Raw genomic sequence first — 22,918 nt, 5'->3', positions numbered from 1 at the left:
GCATCAGCGTTTGGGCAGAGCCCCCTTGGGCCCGTACTCCACCACCTGACACCCCGCCCCCTTCGGGTCCGCGCAACACGCCGCCAGCTTCTTGAGGCTCTCGCTGAACTGCTCGTCCCACTGGGCCTTGCTGTGCAGGTTGCCCGGGCTCATCCAGTGCGACTGCGGGAACTTCTTGGACCAGGCGTTGCCGCCCTCCTGCGGCGCGTTGCCGGTGGACTGCTGCATCGCCACCTGGCAGGAGTTCATGTTGCCCATGCGGTGGCAGGCCGTGCAGGTGTTGCCGCGCGTCGTGATGCCGAAGGCATGCAGCTTGGCCCAGGCTCGTCTGAAATCCTCGCCGATGGCCTTGGGCTCGTAGTAGCCGAACGGGTCGCCCGGCAGCTGCGTCGTTTGCGCGATGTAGGGCGAGTACATGAACGGCCCGCTGTCGTGGCAGCTGATGCAGGCGGGCTGGCTCCAGGCGACCTGGTGCGGCGTCTGCCAGACCTTGTCGGCGGGCTGCGCCTTCACGCCGTCGGGGCTGGCAGGCGGCGGCTTGGCAGTGAGCGTGCTGGGCGAGGGCACCCAGCGGCCGTCGATGCCGCTGGCGGGCGTGGACGGGGGCGGCGGAGTGACCTTGGCCGTGAACCAGCAGGTCTTGCCGTTCTTCAGGCTGTGGGAGATGACGTTGATCTCGTCGAACCACGGGCTGCCCGCGGGCCGCGCGACCTGCTTGCGGCAGATGGCGCTGACCTGCGCGGTCTTGTCGTCGCGCAGCACCAGCGCGCGGCTGCCGGGCACGCATTGGCTCTGCGCGGTGGGCTGGGGCAGCAGCGACGGGCGGTCGCAGGTGGGCGGCGCCTGGTCGGCGGGCACGGGCTTGCCGTCCACGGTGATGGGGATCTCCTGGCCGGCCATGCAGCTGAAGGCGGGGATCTCGGCGATCTGCTCGGCGCACTGGCGGCCGTACTCGGCCAGCGTCTCGGCGTGGGTGCTGCCGGCAAGCAGCGCAAGCAGCAGGGCGGTCGTCTTCTTCATGCCGTCACCAGCCCTTTCTCCGCCAGCACGACGGCGCGGATGGCCTGGTGGTAGCGGGCGTAGCCGGTGCAGCGGCAGATGTGCTGGCCCACGGCGTCTTCAATCGCCGCATCGAGCTGGCTGCGCGGCACGGGCTGGGCGCGCAGGCGTTCGATCAGCATCTCGGTGGCCATGACGAAGCCGGGCGTGCAGTAGCCGCACTGGAAGGCGAAGTGGTCAAGGAAGGCCTGCTGCACGGCGCTGGGCTTTTCCATGCTGCCGGTGCCTTCGACCGTCGTGATGGCCTGGCCTTGCAGCAGCGCGACGGGCGTGGAGCAGGCGAGCATGGGTTGCGCCTGGCTGCCGGGCACGCGGCGCGCGGCGACTGTGCAGGCCTTGCAGACGCCGATGCCGCAGCACAGGCGGGTGCCGGAGAGGCGCAGCTCTTCCTGCAGGAAGTCGATGAGGGGGAGGTCGGTGGGGACCCGGGTGTCGACGGGGCGGCCGTTCACATGGAACTGCACGGGGACGAGGGGATCGCTCATGACAGTGCCTTCTCGATAGCGGCGGCGGTGATGGGCAGGCTGCGGAAGCGCCGGGCTGTCGCATGCGCGATGGCGTTGCCGATGGCGGGCGCGATGGGGCACAGCACCGCTTCGGCAATGCCCTTGGCCGTTGGCTCGTCCGAAGGCAGCGTCGTGATGTTCAGCCGCGCCAGCGGCACGTCGCCGCTCAACGCCACGTGATACCGGTCCAGGTTCCAGCGCCCGTCGCCGGCCCCGCCCGCCTCCAGCGGCAGGTTCTCCAGCAGCGCGTAGCCGATGCCCATGGCCACGCCGCCCTGGGCCTGGCCCAGCAGCAGGTCCGGCTGCAGCACCTTGCCCGCGTCCACCCACAGCTCGACGGCGACGACGCGCGGTGCGAAGTCCTGCGGCCCGATTTCCACCGCCACCAATGCACCCGATGGCGCGTACAGGCTGCGGCCGTACAGGCCGGCCTCGGGCTTGGGCGGCACGACGTTCTGGCGCAGCACGGACGTCCAGCTCGTTTGGCCGCCAGCGCGCAGCGACAGCCCGTCGACGGGCAGCGTCAACGCCGGCCCGGCCGGCACCGCATACGTGGCCGACACCCAGGCCGCCTCGTACAGCCCGTGCACCATGGCCGCCGTTGTCAGCCCGGCCTGATGCACCCGGGCGGCCAGCGCCGCCAGCGGCAGCGGCGACAGCCCCGGCGCCACCAGTCGGCCGGCATCCCAGCGCGTCTTGCCCTGCACCTGCGCCAGCGGCACACCCCACAGTGCCGCGGCCGCCGGCAGCAGGCCGGCCTCGAACAGCACGCGGCTTGCCTGCTCGGTCACGTGGACCTGGTGGAAGGCCGTCAGGCAGGCACTGCTGGACATCGCAAAGCTGGCCGTCCAGCGCGGGTCGGCCCAGCTGCCCTTGGCGTCGCTGTGCAGGTCCAGCGCGTTGAACGAGCCGACGTCGCCCATGACCACGTCCTGCGCGTTGCGGCCCAGCCAGCCAGCCGTGGAAATGGCCAGCGTCGTCGCCGAACCGTTGCCCATGTCCACGCAGTTGGTGCGCACGGTCAGCCGCCCGGCGGCATCCATCGCCACCTCGGCCATCACGCCGTCCTTGCCGGTGCCATAGGCCTGGTTGGCCAGCGCGAAGCCCACGCCATAGCGCACGCCCTCGCGCGCCTTGCGCGCCTTCACCGCCTCGCGGTCCCGCCACAGGGCATGGCCGCGGGCCAGCCGACAGATCTCGCGCAGCCGCATGGGCTGCGCGAGTGGCGCACCGGTGATGGTGCGGTCGCCCTCGCGCAAGGCATTGGCCTCGCGCAGCACGATGGCGTCGCGCTTGAGCGCCACGGCCACCTCGTCCACCAGCGTCTCGACGGCCCAGCTCGCCTGCGGCCCGCCGAAGCCACGCATGGAGCCGGCCACGACGCCGCTGCTGGGCTGCGCGATGGCATCCACGTAGGCCTGGCCGATGTTGTAGCCGCTGAGGCCGCAATAGGCGGCCAGCATCGCGACGAACTGGCTGTAGTTGTTCTGCCCGCCGGAGGGCAGCACCTGCTGGCTGCCGAAGGCGAGGAACTGCCCGGTCTTGGCGTCCACCGCGATGCGCTGCGTGATGCGGCTGGCCAGTTGCTTCAACCCGCCCTGGAACTGCTCGTAGCGGTCCTGCGCGATGCGCACCGGCCCGTCGGCCAGCGCGGCCGTCACGGCCAGCAGCGGCGGGAAGGTGGACACATCCCGCCCGCCGAAGCCGCCGCCGGGGTAGCAGGAGTTCAGCACGATGGTCTTGACCTGGATGGGGCAATTGGTGCCGAACAGCGCCAGGCTGTCGCCCGCGTCGCCGTTGGTCGCCTGCGTGCCCAGCACCAGGTTCAGCGTGCCGCTTCCCGAGCGGTCCAGCCAGGCCAGGCCGGCCTCGGGCTCCATGAACATCGGGTCCAGCACCTGCGTGCTGTAGGTGCCGCCCAGCTGCACCAGGCCGGCGCTCTGCGTCTGCAGCGTCGCGTCGATGCGCTGGCGCAGCGCGCGGGCCGTGCTGTTGTAGGGCTGGCTGGTGGAGTCGGGCTGGTAGGGGTTGGATTCAAAGCCCACCTGCACCTGCGAGAACGGCTTGACGCCGTCGCCGTCATAACGCGTCAGGTAGTTGACCGGGCTGTAGGCCTGCGCCCAGGGCTGCTTGGGCGGCGGCGGCAGGCCGCCGGTCTGCACCACGCCGGGCTGGAACTGCAGCGCCCGTCTGGCACGGCGGTAGACGTTGGCGTCGGCAAAGATCAGGATGGCCACCGGCTGGCCGAAGAACTGCGGCGCGGTGCCTGCCGGCACCAGCAGCTGGCTGACGCCATCGGCGCCCGCGCTGGAGAAGGGCAGCGTCAGGTTCAGCGAGGCCAGGTCGCGCTGCGGGCCGGTGTAGTTGCCCAGCGGCGTCTGCGTGATGACGGTCAGCGGCTGTGCGTCCACGCCGGCCAGGGCCGACAGGTCCAGCCCCGTGAAGACGCGACCCGGGTCGGTCGCGCGCAGGATCATCGCCATGCGCTCGGTGGCCGGCCAGCCGGGCATGTCGGCGGCGCGGAAGTCGCGCGCATAGATCTTCTGGCCCGTCACCTTGGCCAGGCCGTCGATGCGAAAGCGCGCCTTGCCGGGGCCGCCGGACCAGTCCGGCGCGCCGGGCGGTGCATGGCCGCCGATGTGGGGCTGCGTCGGCACGCCATCAGGCTGCGGGCGGGCGCCGGGCAGCCGCGGCGTGGGCGGCTTGAAGGCCAGCGCCAGGTCGTGCACCAGCAGCGTCACGGCGGCGGCACCGCTGCCGAGGATACGGCGCCGGGTCAGCTGGAAAAGCCCGTTCGGGGTTGGCGACACGCTCGTCTCCCTCTTTCTCGAATGGGAAGCGAGTGTGTCACCGCGAGCGCGCAGCGATCAGAGGATCAGTCCGGATTTGACGGGGCGACTTGCGACCAACACACCGCCGTCAGCGACGGCCCAGCGCATCGCACCACTGCTGCTCGCACGGCACCCCATCGTGGTTGCCGTCCATTTGCGTGCCTGGGCAATGGTTGATGAACCAGGTGGCTTCCGCGCAAGACGTCATCTGCGAACACTGCGTGCGGCCGTCACAGCGGTAGTTCGTGGCCGGCTCGGCAGGTGCCGCCATCGGCTGCGGCGTGACCGCCGGCATGCTCTCCAACTGCCGGCGATGGCTGGCCTGCTGGAAATGGCGGTAGCCCCAGGCACCGCCGGCGATCAGCACGACGATCAGCAGGACGCTGCCCAACAGGCTGGAACCAGCCCGCTCGGCGGGTACCGAGACCGGGGGGCTCTTCCGCAGCGACGGCGAATTCCCCATAGCCGAGCGGGTCACCTGCACCGCCCGAGGCCGGCCGTCAGGGCCGTGCCCACGCTCGAAGTAGACGGTCTCGCCAACCACCGGCTTTGACCCATCGCGCGGGAACGCGCTGACGTGCACGAACAGCTCCGGACCGCCCTGCGCAGGCGCGATGAACCCAAAGCCGCGCGCATCGTTCCACGAACGCAAGGTGCCAGACGATCTCATGAGGCCTCCCTGACCAGGTGCTGTCTGCGCATGATGCCGTCAGCACGGCGAGCCGTGTCAGCCGGCGTGAGCCGCCGGCCGCGTCTTGTAAAACGTCATCGGCTCCGCCTTCAGCTGCTTCAGCACGTTCCTGCGCATCGCGCCCACCACGTGCATCTCGCAGGGCTTGCAGTCGAAGCGCAGCGTCAGCGTGTCGTCGCCATGCCTGAGCGTCAGCGGTTCGGCGCGCACGGTGCCCTGCACGCCGGTGACGCCCTTGGCCTGCTTGGGGCACAGGCTGAGGCTCCAGCGCACGCAGTGCTTGGTGATCATCAGCGGCACCTCACCCAGCTCCTCGTGGCTCTCGTAGGCCGCGCCGATGACCTTGACGCCGTGGCGTGCGTAGAACGCGGCGGCGCGGGTGTTGTAGACGTTGGCGAGGTAGGTCAGCGTGTCGTCGGGGTAGGGCGCGGGCGGGTCCACCGGGGCGTGCCGGGGCAGCCGCTGGAAGGCCGCGTCGCGGGCCGCCTCCAGCGCGGCCACGGCATCGCGGCGCAGCGCGTTGAGCTTGCTGGCGGGCAGGAACAGCGGCTCGCCGCGCATCGCCAGCCGCACGCGGCGGGCCTCGAAGAGGGTGTCGCCCAGCTTGGCCAGCGCGTCCTTCATCTGCGCGTCGGCCTGTTTGCCGTCGCGGGCGGGCTCGTGCGCGGCCGGCAGCCGCACGGACGCGCGCGCACCGGTCTCGTCCTTCAGCGTCAGCTCGAAGCCGTCATTCACCTGCGCCAGCGTCACGTCCACCGCGATGCGGCGCTCGGCGCTGGGCTTGGCCAGCAGCCGCTCCCAGGCCATGTCGCGGTTGCGGCTGATGGCCGTGCCGGGGAACAGGTCCTTCAGGTCGGCCAGGGCCTGATCTTTCGACAGGTTCAGCTCGATGCGCCACGCCGTACCGCCCAGTGGCGTCGCGACGTTGACCGGCACGCCCTGCAGCTCGCCCTGGCGGTCCCACCAGGTCAGCGCGTCACCGTTGTTGACGATGCGCGTGGCGTCGCCCGTGTCGATGTCGAAGTCGTCGGGCCCGACGCGCCTGACCTCGCCCAGCGGCATGCCGGCGTGCTTGGGACTGTCAAAGGCGCCGATGTCGATCTTGCGGCCGTTGACGAAGTAGTCGGTGCCGCCGCGGTTGAAGGCCTGCTCGGGCTCGGGCGTGAAGGTGAACGTGCAGCGGCCGTGGCCGGTGCGGCCCAGCTCGGGGCGGCGGTCGATGATCGCGTCCAGCAGCGTGCGGTAGTGGGCCGTCACGTTCTTGACGGTGGCCATGTCCTTGTAGCGGCCCTCGATCTTGAAGCTGCGGATGCCGGCATCGATGAGTGCCTCCAGGTTGGCGCTCTGGTCGTTGTCCTTCAGGCTCAGCACATGCTTGTCGTGCGCGACGACACGGCCGGCCGCGTCGGTCACCGTGTAGGGCAGGCGGCACTCCTGGCTGCAGCTGCCGCGGTTGGCGCTGCGGCCGGTGTGCGCATGGCTGATGAAGCACTGGCCGCTGTAGGCCACGCACAGCGCGCCGTGCACGAAGAACTCCAGATGAGCCTGCTGCACCTCGGCCTTGATCGCGTGGATCTGCTTCAGGTCCAGCTCGCGGGCCAGCACCATCTGCGAGAAGCCCGCGTCCTGCAGGAAGCGCGCCTTCTCGGGCGTGCGGATGTCGGTCTGCGTGCTGGCGTGCAGCTGGATGGGCGGCAGGTCCAGCTCCAGCAGGCCCATGTCCTGCACGATGAGCGCGTCCACGCCAGCATCAAACAGCTGCCAGGCCTGCTGCCGCGCGCCTTCCAGCTCGTCGTCACGCAGGATGGTGTTCATCGTCACGAAGATGCGCGCGTTGAAGCGGTGCGCGTGCCTGGCCAGCCGCGCGATGTCTTCGATGCTGTTGGGCGCCTTGTCGCGCGCGCCGAAACCGGGGCCGCCGATGTAGACGGCGTCGGCGCCATGGTTGACGGCCTCGATGCCGATGTCGGCATCGCGGGCGGGGGCGAGCAGTTCGAGCAGGGTGCGGGCAGCCATCCTCGAATTCTAGGAACGGCGCCGGCCGCCGCCGGCACTCAGGCCGGGCTGAGCGCGTCGTCGTCGACGCTGGTGGCCACCTCCAGCCGCTTCTCGGCCCGCCACGCGGCCAGGCCGTCGGGCGCGTCGCGCGGGCTCAGGCCATTGGCGCGGACGGCGCCCACGTAGCCGTCGCGGCCCTGGGTCTTGGCGGCGTACAGCGCCGAGTCCGCCAGGCCCAGGCAGGCGCGCCAGTCCCACAGCCGCGGGTGGCGCGGGTCCAGCGGGAAGGCGCAGAAGCCGATGGACACGCTGACATGCACGGTCTCGCCGGGGCCGATGTCGAACGGCCGCTCGCGCACGGCGGCGCACACGCGCGCGGCCAGCTCGGCGGCGTCGCGCCGCTCGGTCTCGCGGGCCAGCACCAGCACCTCCTCACCGCCCCAGCGCACCAGCGAATCGGTCTCGCGGAACACGCCACGCAGCCGCTGCGCCAGCTGCACCAGCACCGCGTCGCCGGCCGCGTGGCCATGCGTGTCGTTGATGCGCTTGAAGTGGTCCAGGTCCAGCAGCATCAGCAGCAGGTCGGCGTCCGGGCCGGGGCCGGCGTCGTCGGGCGTCTCGAAGCGGCGCAGGCACAGCGCCAGGTCGTCGTCGCGGCGCAGCTCCAGGTAACGGCGGTTGCGCAGGCCGGTCAGCGCGTCGGTGAGGCTCAGCTCGCGCAGCTCGGCGGTGCGCTCGTCCACCAGCGCCTTCAGCACGGCCTCCTTGTGTCGCAGCTGGCGGGTGCGCCAGCGCACCCAGGCCCAGATGCCCATCAGCACGGCCAGCAAGCCGGCGGCGCGGGCCGTGCCGGTCTCCCACCAGGCCGGCTGCAGCGCCACGGGCAGCTGCAGCATCTCGCCGCCCCACAGCGCGTGGTGCGCCGTCGCGCGCACCTGCAGCGTGTAGCGGCCGGGCCGCAGCGGCCCGAAGCTGGGGTTGCGGCCGGCGGCGTCGACGCGGGTCCAGTCGTCGTCCAGGCCCTGCAGCCGGTATTCGTAGCGCAGCCGTGCGGGGTCGGCGTAGTCCAGCGCGGCGAACTCGACGGACAGCGTGCGCTTGCCCGGCGGCAGCACCAGCTCGCCGGCGGGCGGCGCCCACGGCTGGCCGTTCACGCGCAACCCGCTGACGACCAGCGGCGGGCTCAGCCGCTCGGGCTGCCAGGCCTGGGGCAGCACGCGCAACAGGCCGCGGCTGCCGCCGAACAGCAGGCCGCCACCGGGCAGCTCGGCGCTTGCGAAGAACCAGAAGCTGCCGAAGTTGGCGCCCTCGGCGCCGCCGAAGCCGTCGAGCCGGTCGGTGGCGGGGTCGTAGACGTACTGCTGGCTCCAGATGCGGCCCTGCGCGTCCTCGTGCAGGTGGCCGCCGAACACGCCCTCCACGCCCAGCCGCTCGCTGATGCGCTCGAAGCGCGCGCGGCCCTGGGCGTCCCAGCCGCGCAGCCGGTGCAGGCCGGCGGCGGTGGTGTCCACCCACAACCGGCCGTCGCGTGTCCACAGCAGCGCCATGACGGCGGGGCTGCCCAGCGTCTCGCCCGGCGCCTGCGGCACGGGCTGCAGTGCGCCGTCACCGGCCTCGCGTTCACGCATCAGCCCGCCCTGCCCGCCCACCCACAGCCGGCCGTCGGGTGCCTCGCGCAGCACGTAGACGCCGCCATGCAGCCGCGCGTCGCCGACGGGGTGCACCCGCGCCAGACCCGCGGCCTCCGCGCCGGCCAGCCGGTACAGGCCTTCCTGCATGCCCAGCCAGACGCTGCCGTCGCGGCGCAGCAGCAGCTGCTGGGCGCGACCGCCGTCCAGCGCCCAGTCGCGCAGCAGCCGGCCGTCGGCGGCGCGGTGCTCCAGCCGGCCGGCCGCGGCCATCCACAGGCTGCCGTCGCCGGCCTCGGCCATGATCTCGACCACCGTGTGCCGCTCGCGCGGCCAGGTGCCCAGCGTGGCCAGATCACCGCCGCTGCGGCCGTCCAGCCGCACCACCTGGCCCAGCTGCGTGGCGCCCAGCACCTCGCCGCTCTTCAGCGCCAGCACGGCGCGCACGTCGGCCTCGGCCAGCGGGCCGGCGGGATCGGCATCCGGCCCACGCACGGCCAGCGCCGGGTGGTGCAGGTGGCGCTGCACGCCCAGCCCGTAGCCGCTGACCCACATCGCGCCGCTGGCGTCGCGCAGCAGGCCGCTGATGTCGTTGCCGCCCAGGCCCATCACGCGCCGCGGGTCCTGGCGCAGCCGCGCCTGGATGGCGCCGCTGGCGGCGTCCACCCAGTACACGCCGTTCTTGCTGCCCACCCACAGCCGGCCGTCGGCGCCTTCCGCAAGCGCCTGCACGGGCAGGCCCAGCGCCTGCACCCAGCGCACGCCGCCGGGCCCGACGACGCCCAGGTGGCCGTCCTGCGTGCCCAGCCACAGACGCCCGTCGCGGCCTTCCAGCAGCGCCTGCACCGGGTTGCCGTCGTCCAGGCCCGGCAAGGGCTGGTTGTACCAGCGGCCGTCCGCGCCGCGGCGGGCAAGGCCGCGCCAGTGGCCGGCCCACACGGTGCCGTCGCGTGCCGCGCACAGTGCCAGCACGCGGGTCTCGGCCTCGTCTCGCCACGGCAATGTCTGCGGCTCGACGCGCCGGCTGCGCGGGTCGTAGCGGTACAGGCCCTGGCCCACGGTGCCCACCCAGACGGCGCCGTCGCGGCCCTCGGTCACGGCGCGGATGGGCGCCTGCGGCGCGCCCGGCGCGTGGCGTTCCACGCGGTCCTGCGCGGGGTCGTAGGCCACCAGGCCGAGGAACTCGGTGCCTATCCACATGCGGCCATCGGCCGCAGGTGCCATCGCGCGCACCCAGCCCAGGCCGCGCCGCGTGCTGCCGTCGGCGGGCAGCTCGATGGGGCGCAGCCGGTAGCCGTCATAGCGGGTCAGGCCCTTCGCGGTGGCGATCCACATCAGCCCCGCGCGGTCCTGCGCGATGGCGGGCACCGAGCTTTGCGGCACCGTGACGCTGCGGAACTGCACCTCCAGCGGCCCGGCGCCGGCATCGGCCCGGGCAACGCCCACGGCCAACGCCGCCAGCAGGCCGGCAAGACTACGAACTAGGGGGTGCATGGGCGCGCATCGTAAATGCGCCCGCCCCTGGGACGCTGCCGCGCAGGCGTCAGGGGCCTAGCAGCGGGCGCATCGGGCGTTGCGGGAGCGTTGCAAATTCCCGCAGAACGGGGAAATGCGTGTTGGCTGGACTGCTATTGCGGCTGCGCGTTTCAGGCCAGGGTGGTGCCGGGATTTCGCCCCGGCGGGCGACCTACTTTCTGGGCCGCCAGAAAGTAGGCAAAGAGCTCCCCCCGACCGCACCGCCCTCGCTTCGCTCGGGTGCCCGAGCAACACAAGCCCCGAAGCCCCACGCCGAACTCGCGCCGCTACGCTCTGCTCGAACAGTCGTCGTGAGTCAGTGCTTGAGGCGAGCTGCGCTCGCGGGCTTCGGGGCTGGCGTTCCTCGGCGGTGCTCAAGGGGGCAGACAAACAGCCGGCACCAGCCGACTGGCGGGTTTGGCTGTTGGCTGTTCCCTCACCCACCTTTTAGCGACGCCGAGGAGCGGAGCGGCTTGCAACCGCGCGCGCAGCGCGCCTCAAGCACTGACTCCGCGCAGCTGTCTGACCGGAGCGTAGCGAAGGGACTTCTGCGCGGGGTTGCAAGCTGCGAGCACCGCAGGGGACCCGCAGCGCAGCGGAGGGCGTCGCGGTCAGGGGCGACTTTTTGCCTTCTTTTTGGTCGCTCAAAAAGAAGGTCGCCCGCCGGGGCGACGTCCCGGCATGGGCCGTGGCGCCAAGCCAAACTCGCTCAACTCACACCACCGCTGCCACCGCATCCACCACCACCCGCCCATCCAGCAACCGCAACGTCCGCGACGCCTGCGCCGCGTGCTCCAGTGAGTGCGTCACCATGACCAGCGTCGTGCCCTCCGCATTCAGCTCACGCAGGATCCGCATGACCTCCGCGCCGTGGGCGCTGTCCAGGTTGCCGGTCGGCTCGTCGGCGAGCAACAAAGCCGGCCGAGCCGCAATGGCCCGCGCAATGGCGACGCGCTGCTGCTGACCACCGCTCAGCTGGCTGGGCCGGTGCCCGGCGCGGTGGGCGATGCCCAGCCGCTCCATCACCTCTGCCACGCGCGCGCGGCGCTCGCGGGCCGGCAGCTCGCCGTACTCCAACGCCAGCGCGATGTTCTCGGCCACCGTCAGGTCGTCGATGAGGTTGAAGCTCTGGAACACGAAGCCGATGCGGCCCCGGCGCAGCGTGTTGAGCCGCTTCTCGTTCCACCCGGCCACGTTGTGGCCGTCGAACCAGTACTCGCCGCCGCTCGGCGCGTCCAGCAGCCCGAGGATGCCCAGCAGCGTGGACTTGCCGCAGCCCGAGGGCCCCGTGATGGCGAGGTACTCCCCAGCCTCGATGTCGAGGTCGATGCGGTCCAGCGCCGTGGTCTCGATGTCGCCGGTGTGGAAGGTCTTGGTGAGGTGCTTGAGTTGGAACATGGCTCAATCGATCTGGAGGGAAGAGGCCGCGGCGAACGCGCGGTACGGGGAGACGACGACTTGCTCGCCGGGCTGCAGGCCGCCCAGCACTTCAATGACGCCGTCGGCGCGCCGGCCCAGCTGCAGCGCGCGGCGCTGGGCGTGGCGGCCGTCGGCGTCCAGCACAAAGGCCCAGGCGCCGCCGGTGTCGGCGAAGAAGCCGCTGTCGGGCAGCAGCAGCGCCTGGGTGGGCTCGCCCAGCGTCAGCCGCACGTCCAGGCCCTGGCCCACCTGCAGCGCGGGCGGGTCGGCGTCGAACACCAGCTCGACGCTGAAGCGCCCGTCCTTGACCTGCGGGTCGATGCGGGCCACGTGCAGCGCGTGCTCGCGGCCGCCGTGGGCCAGCGTGCCGGGCAGGCCTTCGCGCACGCGGGCGAGATGGAATTCGTCCAGCCTCACGCTGAGCTTGAAGCGGCCCAGGCTGTCCAGCCGCGCGATGCGCAGGCCGCTGCGCACGCTCTCGCCCACCTGCAGCGTGAGGCCGGTCAGACGGCCCGCCACCGGCGCGCGCACGGCCAGGCCTTCGCTGGCGGTGCGCATGGCGGCCAGTCGCCTGTCGATGTCGGTGACCGCGCGCTGCATGGCCTGCACGGACTGCTCGCGCGTGGCCAGTTCCTCGCGGCTGTCCACGCGGGCCTGTGTGACCAGGCGCTGGGCAAGCGCCAGCTTGTCGGCCGAGTCCTCCAGCGCCGACGGCGACAGGAAGCCCATGGCCGCCAGCTCGCGGTTGCGCTCGTGCAGGCGGCGCACGCGCTCCAGCTCGAACTCCGCCTGCGTCAGTTCGCGGCGCAACTGGGCTTGGGCCTGCATGAAGCCGGCGCGAAAGGTGGCGAGGTTGGCCATCTGCTGCGCCGCATCGGCGGAGCGCGCCATCAGCTCCTGCGCCCGCTGCGTACTGCTCAGCACCACCAGCAGCTGCCCGGCCTCGACGCGCTCGCCGTCTTTCACCAGCACCTGCTCCACGCGGCCGTCCTCGGTCGCGTCCAGCAGCACGGACTGCAGCGGCTGCGCGGTGGCGCGGCCGACGATGACGTCGCGGAAGGCGCCCGGCTTCGCTGCAGCAATCTCCACGCTGCTGCGCGCCACCACCACGCCACGCGGCCAGTGGTGCGCCAGCAGCGCGGCCACGGCCAGCACCGCCAGCGTGGCCAGCACGGTCAGGCCCCAGCGGCGCGGCACCGCCACACGGCGGTCCATCGCGGCGCCGGAGGTCAGGACCGCGCTCATCCGCCCGTCATCCACGAAGAGCCTGCAGCGGCCGCAACGCCAGCGCTGCGTGCAGGTGCCGGGCCACAGCCAACGCGGTCACCAACGCCAGCAGCGCCACCGATGCCAGCAGCACCCACAGCGAGCCCGGCCCCACCGGCGCCCGCTCGACGAAGTCCGCGAGATACCGCTGGCTCAGCCACGCCGCCACCGGCAGCGCCAGCGCGCAGGCCACCGCCAGCACGCCGGCAAACTCACGCAGCAGCAGGCCCGCCACCGCGCCGGCACCCGCGCCGTGCAGCTTGCGCAGCACGATCTCGCGCTCGCGCCGGCGCAGCGTGTAGGCCGCCAGCGCGTAGATGCCTACGGCCGCCAGGCCCAGGGCCAGCAGGCCGGCCAGGCCGATGAGCCGGCCCAGCCGCGCGTCGTCGGCCACCTTCTGCAGCAGCATGTCGCGCACGGGCAGCGCCTCGTTCAGCGTGTCGGGGAAGCGCTCGCGCACCAGCGCCGCGAGCTTGGACGCGGTGGCGCGCGGGTCGCGCGTGTGCACACTGATGGCACCGTCGCCGCGCTCCACCACGGGCCGGATGGCGTGCGGCTGCGGCGGGCTGCGCGGGCCTTCCAGCCGGATGTCGTCGATGACCGCGACGATGGTGGCCGGCTGGCCGTCGTCGATGTTGGCCGGCGTGCCCAGCGTGCGGCCCACCGCGGCCTCGGGGCTGGCGAAGCCCAGCGCGCGCACCGCGCTGCGGTCCAGCACGAGGCCTCGCTGCGCCTTCTCGGCCACATGGTCGGCCGACAGCCGGCCGGCGATGACGCGCATGCCGTACACCTGCAGGTAGCCCGGCGTGAAGTCCACGCCGGTGCGCAGGCTCACCGAGCGGCCGTCGGGGCCGCGGAACTCGCCGTACCAGCTGGAGAAGTCGCGCCCCGGCACGTCGTCGGCCACCGCGGCGGCAATGACCTCGGGCCAGCGCCGCACCTGCTCGATCAGCGAGGCCGTCTGCGCCGGCTGCGACCACCACGGCAGGTCCACGGCCACGCGGCCGTCGATGTCGAAGCCGCGCGGGATGCTGCCGGCGTACCGGGCCTGCCACAGCACCGTCAGCGCCAGTGCGGCGAACAGCGCGGCGGCAGCGAACTGCAGCGTCGTCATGAACCGGCGCAGCCAGCGGCTGGCCGCGCCCTCGCTGTGGCTGCGCCCGGCCAGCGACTCGGCCGGCCGCACGCGCAGCGCGATGCTCGTCAGTGGCAGCGCGCTGAGGGCCGCGATGGCCGCGCACAGCCCCGCCGTCAGCGCCACCATCGCGGCGCTCACCACCGGCGCGTGGAAGCGGCGCCGCAGCAGTGCCTCGGCCCACGGCGTACCCCACCAGGCCAAAAGGAGGCCAAGCGCGCCGGCCAGCACGGCCACGACGGCGGCCTCGGCGAAGAACTGCGCGGCCAGCTGCCGCCCGCCCGCGCCCAGCGACTTGCGCAGCCCGATCTCGCGCTGGCGGCGCAGCGTCCGCACGCTCCACAGGTTGACGAAGTTGATGATGGCCAGCGCCAGCACGGCGGCGGCGGCCGCTGCGAGGCCGCCCAGCTGCAGCCGGCGCTGCGGGCTGCCGGCGCCGTGCAGGCCGATGTCGGCCACTGGCAACGCGCGCAGGTAGGCGGCCGGGCCGCCGCCCTTCAGGAAGTCCATCGGGAAGCCCGGCGGCAGCGGCTGCTGCTCGGCCAGGCGCTGCGCCAGCGCCGTCAGCTGCGCGGGCGCGGCACCGGGCTGCAGACGGGCGAACAGCCGGCCGCTGGTCTGGTACCAGTTGTCCGACAGCTTCAGGTAGACCTTGGCGGCCGGCGCGTTGAAGCCGGCCAACGCGTCGAACACCAGCGTGCCGTTCGGGTTGGGGTTGGGCAGCACGGCCTTCACGGTCAGCGGGAACTGGCCGCCCGGCGTGCCGTCGGGCAACGGCGGCAGCGAGACCGTGAACGTGCGGCCCAGCGCCTGCGCCGTGCCGAAGAGTTTCTCGGCTGCCTGCGCCGTCAGCGCGATGCCCTCGGGCGTGGACAGCGCGGCGGTCAGGTCGCCCGCGAGCGAGCGCAGGCCGAACAGCGCCTGCAGGTCGGCGTCGGCCAGCGCGATGGACAGGCGCGCGCCGCGCGGCTGCTTCGCATCAACGGCCTGGGCCGGCAGCTGCGTGAACAGCAGCCGGCTCATCTCGGCCACCGGTGCGCCCGCGTCGCGCAGACCGGCGTACAGCGGCACGGTGGGCACGTTGTCGAACCACTCGGTCGTGATGCCGCCGGGCCCGCGCGCGCGGAACTCGAAGCTGACGAGCCGGTCGCCCTCGGGCAGCTCGCCGTCGGGCCGCAGCACGTCCTGCAGGAAGCTGGCCGTCAGCAGCGCCAGCGCCAGGCCCAGCGCGAGGCCGACGATGACGAGGGCGGCGGGGCCGGGTTCGGCGCGCAGCTGGCGCCAGGCGCTGCGCCAGGTGAGGGAGGGGGAGAAGGCGGTCATGGCCTGCCTTTTTGCAAGAGCCGGGCCAGCGCGCCCGCCCTGGGGAGCGGGGCCGGGGCGGGCCGTGAAACGTCCGCTTGCGGACACCCGCACTGTCCGCTTCCGAACACCGCCTTGCCGGGGCAGGCACGCGCCGCCTACAGTCGCGCGCTCTCATGCCCGGCATCCTCATCCTCGACGACGACCCCGACGTGGCGCTGGCCGCCCGGCTGGCGCTGCGCAAGCTGGGGCCGGTGGCCGTGCGCCATGCGCCGGCCGAGCTGCCGGCCGCGCTGGACGACATCGCCCCCGACGTGCTGCTGCTGGACATGAACTTCACGCCCGGTGCCAGCGACGGTGCGGCCGGCCTGGCGCTGCTGCGCGACGTGATGGCCCGGCAAGGCCAGGCTGCGGCGCCCGCGGTCATCGTGATGACCGCCTACGCCGAGGTGGAGCTGGCCGTGCAGGCGCTCAAGGGCGGCGCGGTGGACTTCCTCACCAAGCCCTGGGCCAACGAGCGGCTCGTCGCCTGCGTGCAGGCGGCGCTGGCCCGCCGGGGTCCCGCGCCGGGCGGTGCGGGGGAGCTTCTGGGCGAGTCAGCCGCCATGCAGTCGCTGCGTGCGCAGATCGCGCAGGTGGGCGCCAGCGAGGCCAGCGTGCTGATCCTGGGCGAGAACGGCGTGGGCAAGGAGCTGGTGGCACGCGCGCTGCATGCCGCCTCACCGCGCGCCGCCGGCCCGCTGCTGGCCGTGGACATGGGCGCGCTGCCCGAGGCGCTGGTGGAGAGCGAGCTGTTCGGCCACCGGCGCGGCAGCTTCACCGACGCGCGCGAGTCGCGCCCCGGGCGCTTCGTCGCCGCCGCGGGCGGCACGCTGTTCCTGGACGAGATCGGCAACCTGCCGCTGCCGCAGCAGGCCAAGCTGCTGGCCGCGCTGGAGCGCCGCGAGGTGACGCCGCTGGGCAGCGACCGACCCGTGCCGGTGGACGTGCGCGTGCTGGCCGCCACCAACGTGGCCGAGGCCGAGCTGTTTGACGCGCGGCGCTTCCGGCCCGACCTGCTGTACCGGCTGAACACCGTCGTGCTACGCGTGCCGCCGCTGCGCGAGCGCGGCGCGGCCGACGTCGCCTTGCTGCTGCGCCACTACCTCGCGCAGTTCGCGCAGCGGCCCGTGGAGGTGACGCCCGACGCGCTGGCGCAGCTGACGGCCTACGGCTGGCCCGGCAACGTGCGGCAGCTGCGCCAGGCCTGCGAACGCGCCGCGCTGCTGGTCCGCGGGCCGGTGTTCACCTGGGCCGACTTCGGGCTCGCCCACATCGCACCGCCCGCGCCCGAGACCGCGCCGGGCCTGGACCTGCAGCAACGCGAGCGCGAGGCCGTGCAGGCCGCGCTGGCCCAGGCCGACGGCAACATCAGCCAGGCCGCCAAGCTGCTGGGCGTGAGCCGCGCGGCGCTGTACCGCAAGCTGGACAAGCATGGCCTTTGAACGCGCCCGCGTCGCCGGCGCCGCCGTCGTGCTGGCGGCGAGTTCGGCCGGTGCCGCCACCGCGCTGGACTCGCCGCGCGTGCTCGTCGCCTGCGCGCTGGCCGGCCTCATCGCGGCAGCGACCGGCTGGGCGGCGCTGGCGCGGCTGGCCCATCAGCCGCGGCCACTGCCGCCCGAGCCGCCACCCGCACCCCGGCCCGACCTGGACGCCGCGCTGGAGCACGCGCCGCTGGCGCTGTGGCGGCTGACCGCCGGCCACGCACCGCTGGCGCTGAACGCCGCCGCGCGCCGCCTCATCGCACCCGGCCGGGCCGTAGAACCCGCCGCGCTGCTGGCGCTGCTGGATGCCGACCCGGGCCGGCGCGTCGTCACGCTGCCGACCGAGCACGGCCAGGAGCGCGCGGTGCTGGCCGTGTCGGCGCTGACCGTGCAGGGCGAGGCGTGGCGGCTGGCGGCGCTGGCGCCCATCGAGTCCGAGCTGGAAACCGAAGCCCTGGGCGCCTGGCGGCAGCTGGTGCAGGTGCTGACGCACGAGATCATGAACTCGCTGACGCCCATCGCGTCACTGGCCGGCAGCGCCCCTGCGCTGCTGGATGCCGGCGAGGTGGACGAGCTGCAGGCAGCCCTCGCGGCGCTGGCCCGGCGCGCGGCGCACCTGCAGGGCTTCGTGGAGCGCTACCGCAGCGTCAGCCAGCCGCCCGCGCCCACGCTGGCCGACACGCCGCTGGCGCCGCTGTTGCGGGCCGTGCAGCGGCTGGTGGCCCCCGCGTGGGAGGCCGCCGGCGGTTCAGTGGCGCTGAGCGTGGCGCCCGAGACGCTGGCGCTGCGCACCGACGCCGCGCAGCTGGAACAGGTGCTCATCAACCTGGCGCAGAACGCGCTGCAGGCCTGCGCCGGCCGCCCGTCACCTCAGCTGCTCATCGAAGCCCGGCTGAGCCGTGGCGCCCGGCTGCGACTGACCGTGGCCGACAACGGCCCGGGCGTGCCGCCGGGGCTGGAGCAGCGCATCTTCACGCCCTTCTTCACGACCCGCGACGGCGGCAGCGGCGTCGGCCTGGCCGTCGTGCGGCAACTGGTGCATGGCCTGGGCGGCACGGTGCGCCACGCCAAAAGGCCGGGGGGTGGGGCGTGTTTTGTGGTGACGTTTTGAGGGAGTCGTCCCTGCTGGCGGACGCCGACCTCAAGAGTCGGCCCTGAACAACTCGTTTTCAGCCCTGATTCGGCACGACGCGCCGTGCGGTCAAGGTGTTGAGCAGTGATGTCGGGGCGGTCATACGCAAGGCCAGCGTGGCCGCCATCGCGATCAGCACCAACAGGGCGCAATAAAGCACCCGCAGGTGCCGCAGGATCATGCGCAGGTTGTGCCCCGCTCCGCACAGCAGCGCATGCAACGCGTCGCCATCCGTGCCTCTGAGCCAGTTCCTGCCCAGCAGCCCGTCGGCCTTCATATGCCCGATCATGGGCTCGACCACCTGACGCCGCTTGAGCAGCTTCTTCAGCCGCTTGGTCAGTCGCCGCGTGTGACTGATCAGCAGCCGCGCGCCGCTCGTGGGCTCGACGCCGCGGTAGCCGCGGTCGGCCAGTGCGATCTTGGGTGCCTCGCCGGTCAGGATCTCGACCTGTTCGAGCTGGCTGTCCACTGTGTGGCCGTCGTACGGGTTGCCGGGCATGGAGCGCATGCCCACCACCAACCCCTCTTTGGCCGTGACGGCCACCGACACCTTCACGCCGAACTCGTAGGGCGTCCTGGCCTTGCCCTTGGCCAGGCACTCCACTTCCGGCGCGTGCAGGGCGTAGAGCTTGTTCTTGCTGTCGCGCTGCTGGACGTGCAGCCGCTGGGCGATGTCGAGCTTGTCCTTGAGTGGCCCCGTCGCCTCACCGCCCTTGCGCTGCACGTCCCGGATGACCCGGCCCAGCCAGGTGCGCAGCTTCCTGATCTCGCGACGCATGCGGTTGAACTGCTTGGCGTGCGCGTAGCGGCCGGCCTGTGTCTCGGCGGCTTTGCCGACCCGCGCATAGCTCTGGCGCAGCGCGATGCCCGCCTTCTGCGCGGCGCTCACCAACTGCTCGCGGGCACGGTTGAGCAAGCGGCTGTCAGTCGGGTGCGCGATCGCCTTGGGTTGCACCGTCGTGTCCAGCACCACCGTCTGCAGGCTGCTGCGCTTGATCACGCCGGCACGGCGGGCCGCCTCGATGCTGTGGGCCAGCAGCCATTCGCAGCCGGCCTCGCCGATGCGCTTGCGCCAGCGCACGAGGCTGGACGGATCGCACGGCAGTTCGTGGCGGAAGTAGCGCTCGCCGCTGAAGTGCTGCCAGTAGGGGTTCTCGACCCAGCGCTCGACGACGTCCTCGTCGCTGAGCGCGTACAGGTGCTTGAGGTAGAGGAGCGCCGCCATCAGCCGGGTTGGCAATGCCGGGCGGCCGGTCGTGGACTCGAACTGCGCCCCCCACTGCTGCGCAAAGGCGGGCCAGTCGATCAGGTCGGCCAGCTTGGCCAACTCGTGGCGCTGGTCGATCAGGTTGACCAACTCCGTGCGGAACAGGTCATGGTCGCTGCGCTCATCCACCGGCTTCGGGCCCATTCCAACCTCGATTCAGTTTGCAAGGAATCGATATCCATTGGGCCGCAATCTTGCAATCTCTACCATCGGCAATCGCCCGCAAAGCCAGTGTTCATGCGGGTTGTAGAGGTTCTTCAGGGCCGACTCAAGAGCATCCGCTGATCAGCGGCATTCGCCCGTCATCTGGACGGCGCCGCTGGCGAGTTTTTCCTCGTGTACCTCACAGCGACTGACCGTACCCGCCACCGGACGTGACAGACGGGCCAGCGTTCCCGAGTAGACACATATCTGCTCAAGCCCCTTCAAACCCTCCACGTGCCAGGTCAGCACCTTCTTTCCGGACTTGGTTCTCTCCCCGTCGGGGCGAAGTTCACCCGGGTCGGCGCGTAGCTTGAAGGTGATGCGCGAGAGTCTTTGCGCGCCTGAATAGGGCACGGGCTCCCAGCCATCAGGCGCTGCCTGCGCCGCCTGCGATATCGCGAGGGTTGGCGGGCATTCTGGCAGCGGCGCGGCCTGACAAATTTCAAACATGCACCCCGAAAGGGTCAGCAGAGCCTGTCTGAAAAGATGGGATTTGTTGAGTTTTCTCAAGCATTGCATTTCGCAGCCTGCCGTCAGGTCAATTGCTTGAAACCCCGGATTTTAAATTTGAGACCTGACCCTGTCTTGTTCTGTCTTGTGCAGATTCCATGTCGACACGGGACATTGACGATCCCACTTTAGAACTTTCTTGCTTTATTCATTGTTGGTGCGCTTGAGATGCTCCAAACGGTCAACATGTGCCAAGTATGCTTGCCCCTTTGGGGTTATGGAGAATCGCCGCCACCGCACTCCCGCAACTTTTTCGTTTTTAACCAAGTCGTGCACTTGAAGTTTGGGACAAATGTTCTCGTAGACAAAATATATTTGCTGCCCTTGACCTGTTTGGTTAGTTACGCCTGTGACGATAAGCTCTTGTAGCACGACAAAAAGGCTCTCTAGGGTTCGTGTTACGCCTTCTTCCCCGTTGACCAATTCGGGTGGTATTGCGATTTCGATGCCTGAAAGAACTTTTGCCAACTCATCGAATTCTAGCCCGTTGGATGATTTCTCCAATTTTGCGAGCTTTTTAAGTAATTCGGAAGACTCCCGCTTTGATTCGGCCAACTCGTTTTTTAGCGCTGTTATTTCGTCAACCAATGCTTTTGTGTCGGGGACCTCTGCGCCAGATATCCATCCGGTTAGCTCTCTTGTTGCAGCTATGTCAGGTAGGCTTTCCATTACACACAGCCTGATGTCTTTTTCGTCCTCATAGAAAGAGGAAACGTTGCTCAAAACTTTTTCTCTGAAGAGCTTGAGTTCGGCTGGGCGATCCGTCTCAATGACGGCTGTTCCATGCGCTTTCACCTTGCTTTCGAGGGCCGTGTCCTTGACCACGACAGCAAACAAGGGTTTGCCGGACTCCAAGGCATAGTTGTACTCGATTTCTGTGTAACTTACACCTGATTCCGGCTCAAGGCTGCCGTATCGGCCGCCCAGAATAAGCATGTAAACATCTGACTCGTCAATCCAGCGTTTAATAATCTGAAGTTGACTTTTGTCTCCGGCGGTAAAGAGTTCCATGCCCGCTGGGATGTTTCCTGACTTAAGTATTGCGCCAACAGCTGCTTGTCGCTCACTGATTAAGTCTTTGTACGTTGACGACACGAATACCTGAAGTCGTTTTTTCATGATTGACTGTGCGAATAATAAGTTATAAATATTGGCTTATCCAGCAACGAGCGCCGCAGAACTCTGCCGGCCGCTGCTCAACCAAGCCTACGCGGTTTTCTGCAAGACCTTGTCTGCCATGAGAAATTCGACCGGCCTGCAGGTGCGAGGCGTCATTGAATTAACGCGAAAGGCAGTATTCATCGGTGCGACTCTGCCAGCCGTTCAAGCCCCGCGCAATGGTGCAAGCCTCCCCACGACGATGAATTAGGAATCGAGCTATCTGATCGGCAGAAGTGATGGGCGTTCTCTTCGGTCACCCGATCAACCCACGAACGAAATCCAATCGACGCGCCGGACCCGCTCACGGCGAGTCGCCCGCCCCGCCCGCCGACCGCCCCCGCTGCGCCAGCAGCCGCTTGCGCACCGCATGGATGTTGTTGCGCAGCGCGTACAGCTCCTCGGCATAGGACAGCGGCACCGCGATGCGGTGGGTGACGCGGTCCAGCTCGTCCAGTTCATCGAGCAGGTCGTCGCGCTCGGCCGCGCCGGCCTCCAGCCTGGCTTCCACCTCGCGCAGCCGGGCATACCAGCGGAACACGCGCGAGCGCACGCGGAAGGTGTAGAGCGGCGGCACCACGCGTGACAGCGGCAGCATCAGCACCAGCAGGCCGCCCACCACCAGCCACATGCGTTCCAGCAGGTTGCCGGCCCAGAAGGGCAGGTAGCGCGCCCAGGCCGGCGGCGTGCCGTTGATGGCGCGGTCGCCCTCGGCGCTGACGGGCAGCTCGCTGGTACGGGTGTTCGGGAAGTCGCGCGCGCCGTTGAACCACCCGGCGCCGCCGTGCTGGCCCAGCGCCGCCTGCGCGAACAGCTGGCGCAGCGCGGGGTGCGTCTGCTCGCGCGCGAGCAGGGCGGTGGTGGTGGCCAGCAGCGGCACGTCCTGCGGCGGCACGTCGGCCGCCAGGTCCACCACGCCGCGGGGCAGCCGCACGGTGGACAGGAAGGGCAGGTGGCGCGAGTAGGCCTCGTTCTGCTCGAAGGCCATCAGCGCCAGCGCCGGGTCGCTCAGCAGCGTGCGGATGAGGCCGGCCTGCGGCGCGGAGATCAGCACGGCGGCGTCCAGCCGGCCTTGCCGCAGCGCCGCGCCAGCGGCATCCGGCGCCAGGTTGGACAGCTGCAGGTCCGCCGGTGTCAGCCCATTCAGCGCCAGCAGCTTCTCGGCGATCTGCGGCACGCCGCTGCCGTCCTGGTCCACGTTGACGCGCAGGCCACGCAGCTGGGTCAGGTGCTGCAGCTCGCCACCGGGCTGGCGGCGCGCGATGGCGAGGTCGCGGCGGTAGAAGATCCAGACCGGCTCGTAGAACAGGCTGCCCAGCGAGACGATGCCGGCCTCGGTGTCGGCCGCCGGGTCGGCCATGCCGCCGCGCACGAAGCCGACGTCGGCCTCACCCGCGCGCAGCAGCGCGAGGTCGTCCTGCGCGCCTTCGGTGGCGATCAACTGCACCTGGATGCGCTCGCGCGCCAGCGCCTTGGCGTAGCCCTCGCCGAAGCCGGCGTAGGCACTGCCGGCCGGGCCGGTGGCCAGCCGCACCTGGCGCGGCGGCTGCGGGTCCAGCCACCAGTAGGCCGCCACCAGCAGGCCGCCGCCAAGCAGCAGCAGCGGCCCCATCGACACCATCAGGTCGCGCAGCGTCTGCAGCAGCAGGCGCAGGCTGCGGGTGGCTTGCCAGTGCTGGATCGGGGTCATGGCTTGGCGTGGCGAAGGGCAGGGCCAGAGGAAGTGGGGGGCGTGGTGCCGAAGCATCGTAAGTGAGGCCTGCCGGCCTGTTGG

Annotated in this window: 15 protein-coding genes; 2 read left to right on the top strand and 13 right to left on the bottom strand. The window is 71.0% G+C overall.

Going from position 1 to position 22,918, the window contains the following annotated elements:
• Positions 1 to 3: 3 nt before the first annotated feature.
• The 9 genes from AC1Q7O_RS12040 to AC1Q7O_RS12000 form a co-directional block, all read right to left on the bottom strand.
• Positions 4 to 1,020: a hypothetical protein gene (locus AC1Q7O_RS12040; RefSeq protein ID WP_492659917.1), complete on the bottom strand. Its 1,017-nt coding sequence runs from the start codon at positions 1,018 to 1,020 to the stop codon at positions 4 to 6.
• Positions 1,017 to 1,544 carry a (2Fe-2S)-binding protein gene (locus AC1Q7O_RS12035; protein ID WP_492659918.1) on the bottom strand — a complete coding sequence of 176 codons (528 nt, stop codon included), beginning with the start codon at positions 1,542 to 1,544 and terminating at the stop codon, positions 1,017 to 1,019. The genes AC1Q7O_RS12040 and AC1Q7O_RS12035 overlap by 4 nt, the downstream gene beginning before the upstream one ends.
• Positions 1,541 to 4,375: a xanthine dehydrogenase family protein molybdopterin-binding subunit gene (locus AC1Q7O_RS12030; protein ID WP_492659919.1), complete on the bottom strand. Its 2,835-nt coding sequence runs from the start codon at positions 4,373 to 4,375 to the stop codon at positions 1,541 to 1,543. Before AC1Q7O_RS12030 ends, AC1Q7O_RS12035 begins: the two co-directional genes overlap by 4 nt.
• Before the next feature lie 109 nt (positions 4,376 to 4,484).
• Positions 4,485 to 5,066: a cold shock domain-containing protein gene (locus AC1Q7O_RS12025; RefSeq protein ID WP_492659920.1), complete on the bottom strand. Its 582-nt coding sequence runs from the start codon at positions 5,064 to 5,066 to the stop codon at positions 4,485 to 4,487.
• A gap of 57 nt (positions 5,067 to 5,123) precedes the next feature.
• Entirely contained in the window at positions 5,124 to 7,103 is a 1,980-nt protein-coding gene (locus AC1Q7O_RS12020; RefSeq protein WP_492659921.1) for a peptidase U32 family protein, read from the bottom strand.
• Positions 7,104 to 7,141: 38 nt separating this feature from the next.
• Positions 7,142 to 10,207 (bottom strand): ligand-binding sensor domain-containing diguanylate cyclase, encoded by a 3,066-nt coding sequence (locus AC1Q7O_RS12015; protein WP_492659922.1) that lies wholly within the window; start codon positions 10,205 to 10,207, stop codon positions 7,142 to 7,144.
• A 735-nt stretch (positions 10,208 to 10,942) separates the two neighbouring features.
• Complete coding sequence (locus AC1Q7O_RS12010) at positions 10,943 to 11,626, bottom strand: ABC transporter ATP-binding protein (protein WP_492659923.1); 684 nt, start codon at positions 11,624 to 11,626, stop codon at positions 10,943 to 10,945.
• A 3-nt stretch (positions 11,627 to 11,629) separates the two neighbouring features.
• Entirely contained in the window at positions 11,630 to 12,892 is a 1,263-nt protein-coding gene (locus AC1Q7O_RS12005; protein WP_492659924.1) for an efflux RND transporter periplasmic adaptor subunit, read from the bottom strand.
• Positions 12,893 to 12,899: 7 nt separating this feature from the next.
• Positions 12,900 to 15,371: an FtsX-like permease family protein gene (locus AC1Q7O_RS12000; protein WP_492659925.1), complete on the bottom strand. Its 2,472-nt coding sequence runs from the start codon at positions 15,369 to 15,371 to the stop codon at positions 12,900 to 12,902.
• Positions 15,372 to 15,526: 155 nt separating this feature from the next.
• On the opposite strand from AC1Q7O_RS12000, the gene AC1Q7O_RS11995 reads away from it, so the two are divergent.
• The gene (locus AC1Q7O_RS11995) at positions 15,527 to 16,834 is read left to right on the top strand and encodes a sigma-54-dependent transcriptional regulator (protein WP_492659926.1); all 1,308 of its coding nucleotides are present in this window, start codon (positions 15,527 to 15,529) and stop codon (positions 16,832 to 16,834) included.
• Positions 16,824 to 17,984 (top strand): sensor histidine kinase, encoded by a 1,161-nt coding sequence (locus tag AC1Q7O_RS11990; protein ID WP_492659927.1) that lies wholly within the window; start codon positions 16,824 to 16,826, stop codon positions 17,982 to 17,984. The genes AC1Q7O_RS11995 and AC1Q7O_RS11990 overlap by 11 nt, the downstream gene beginning before the upstream one ends.
• A 58-nt stretch (positions 17,985 to 18,042) precedes the next feature.
• Here the strand turns inward: AC1Q7O_RS11990 and AC1Q7O_RS11985 are convergent, their stop codons facing one another.
• From AC1Q7O_RS11985 to AC1Q7O_RS11970, 4 genes are all read right to left on the bottom strand, one after another.
• Positions 18,043 to 19,416, bottom strand: coding sequence for an IS5 family transposase (locus tag AC1Q7O_RS11985; protein WP_492659928.1), 1,374 nt, complete (start codon positions 19,414 to 19,416; stop codon positions 18,043 to 18,045).
• A 141-nt stretch (positions 19,417 to 19,557) separates the two neighbouring features.
• Positions 19,558 to 19,986 (bottom strand): STY0301 family protein, encoded by a 429-nt coding sequence (locus AC1Q7O_RS11980; protein WP_492659929.1) that lies wholly within the window; start codon positions 19,984 to 19,986, stop codon positions 19,558 to 19,560.
• 144 nt (positions 19,987 to 20,130) lie between these two features.
• Positions 20,131 to 21,105, bottom strand: a complete 975-nt coding sequence (locus AC1Q7O_RS11975; protein WP_492659930.1) for a DUF4062 domain-containing protein — start codon at positions 21,103 to 21,105, stop codon at positions 20,131 to 20,133.
• A gap of 343 nt (positions 21,106 to 21,448) precedes the next feature.
• The gene (locus AC1Q7O_RS11970; RefSeq protein WP_492659931.1) at positions 21,449 to 22,834 is read right to left on the bottom strand and encodes a TAXI family TRAP transporter solute-binding subunit; all 1,386 of its coding nucleotides are present in this window, start codon (positions 22,832 to 22,834) and stop codon (positions 21,449 to 21,451) included.
• Positions 22,835 to 22,918 lie beyond the last annotated feature (84 nt).

The sequence above is a fragment of the Roseateles sp. GW823-FHT07B05 genome, assembly GCF_058794515.1.
The sequence above is the reverse complement of the archived record's forward strand: the minus strand, read 5'-3'. Positions and strand labels throughout refer to the sequence as shown.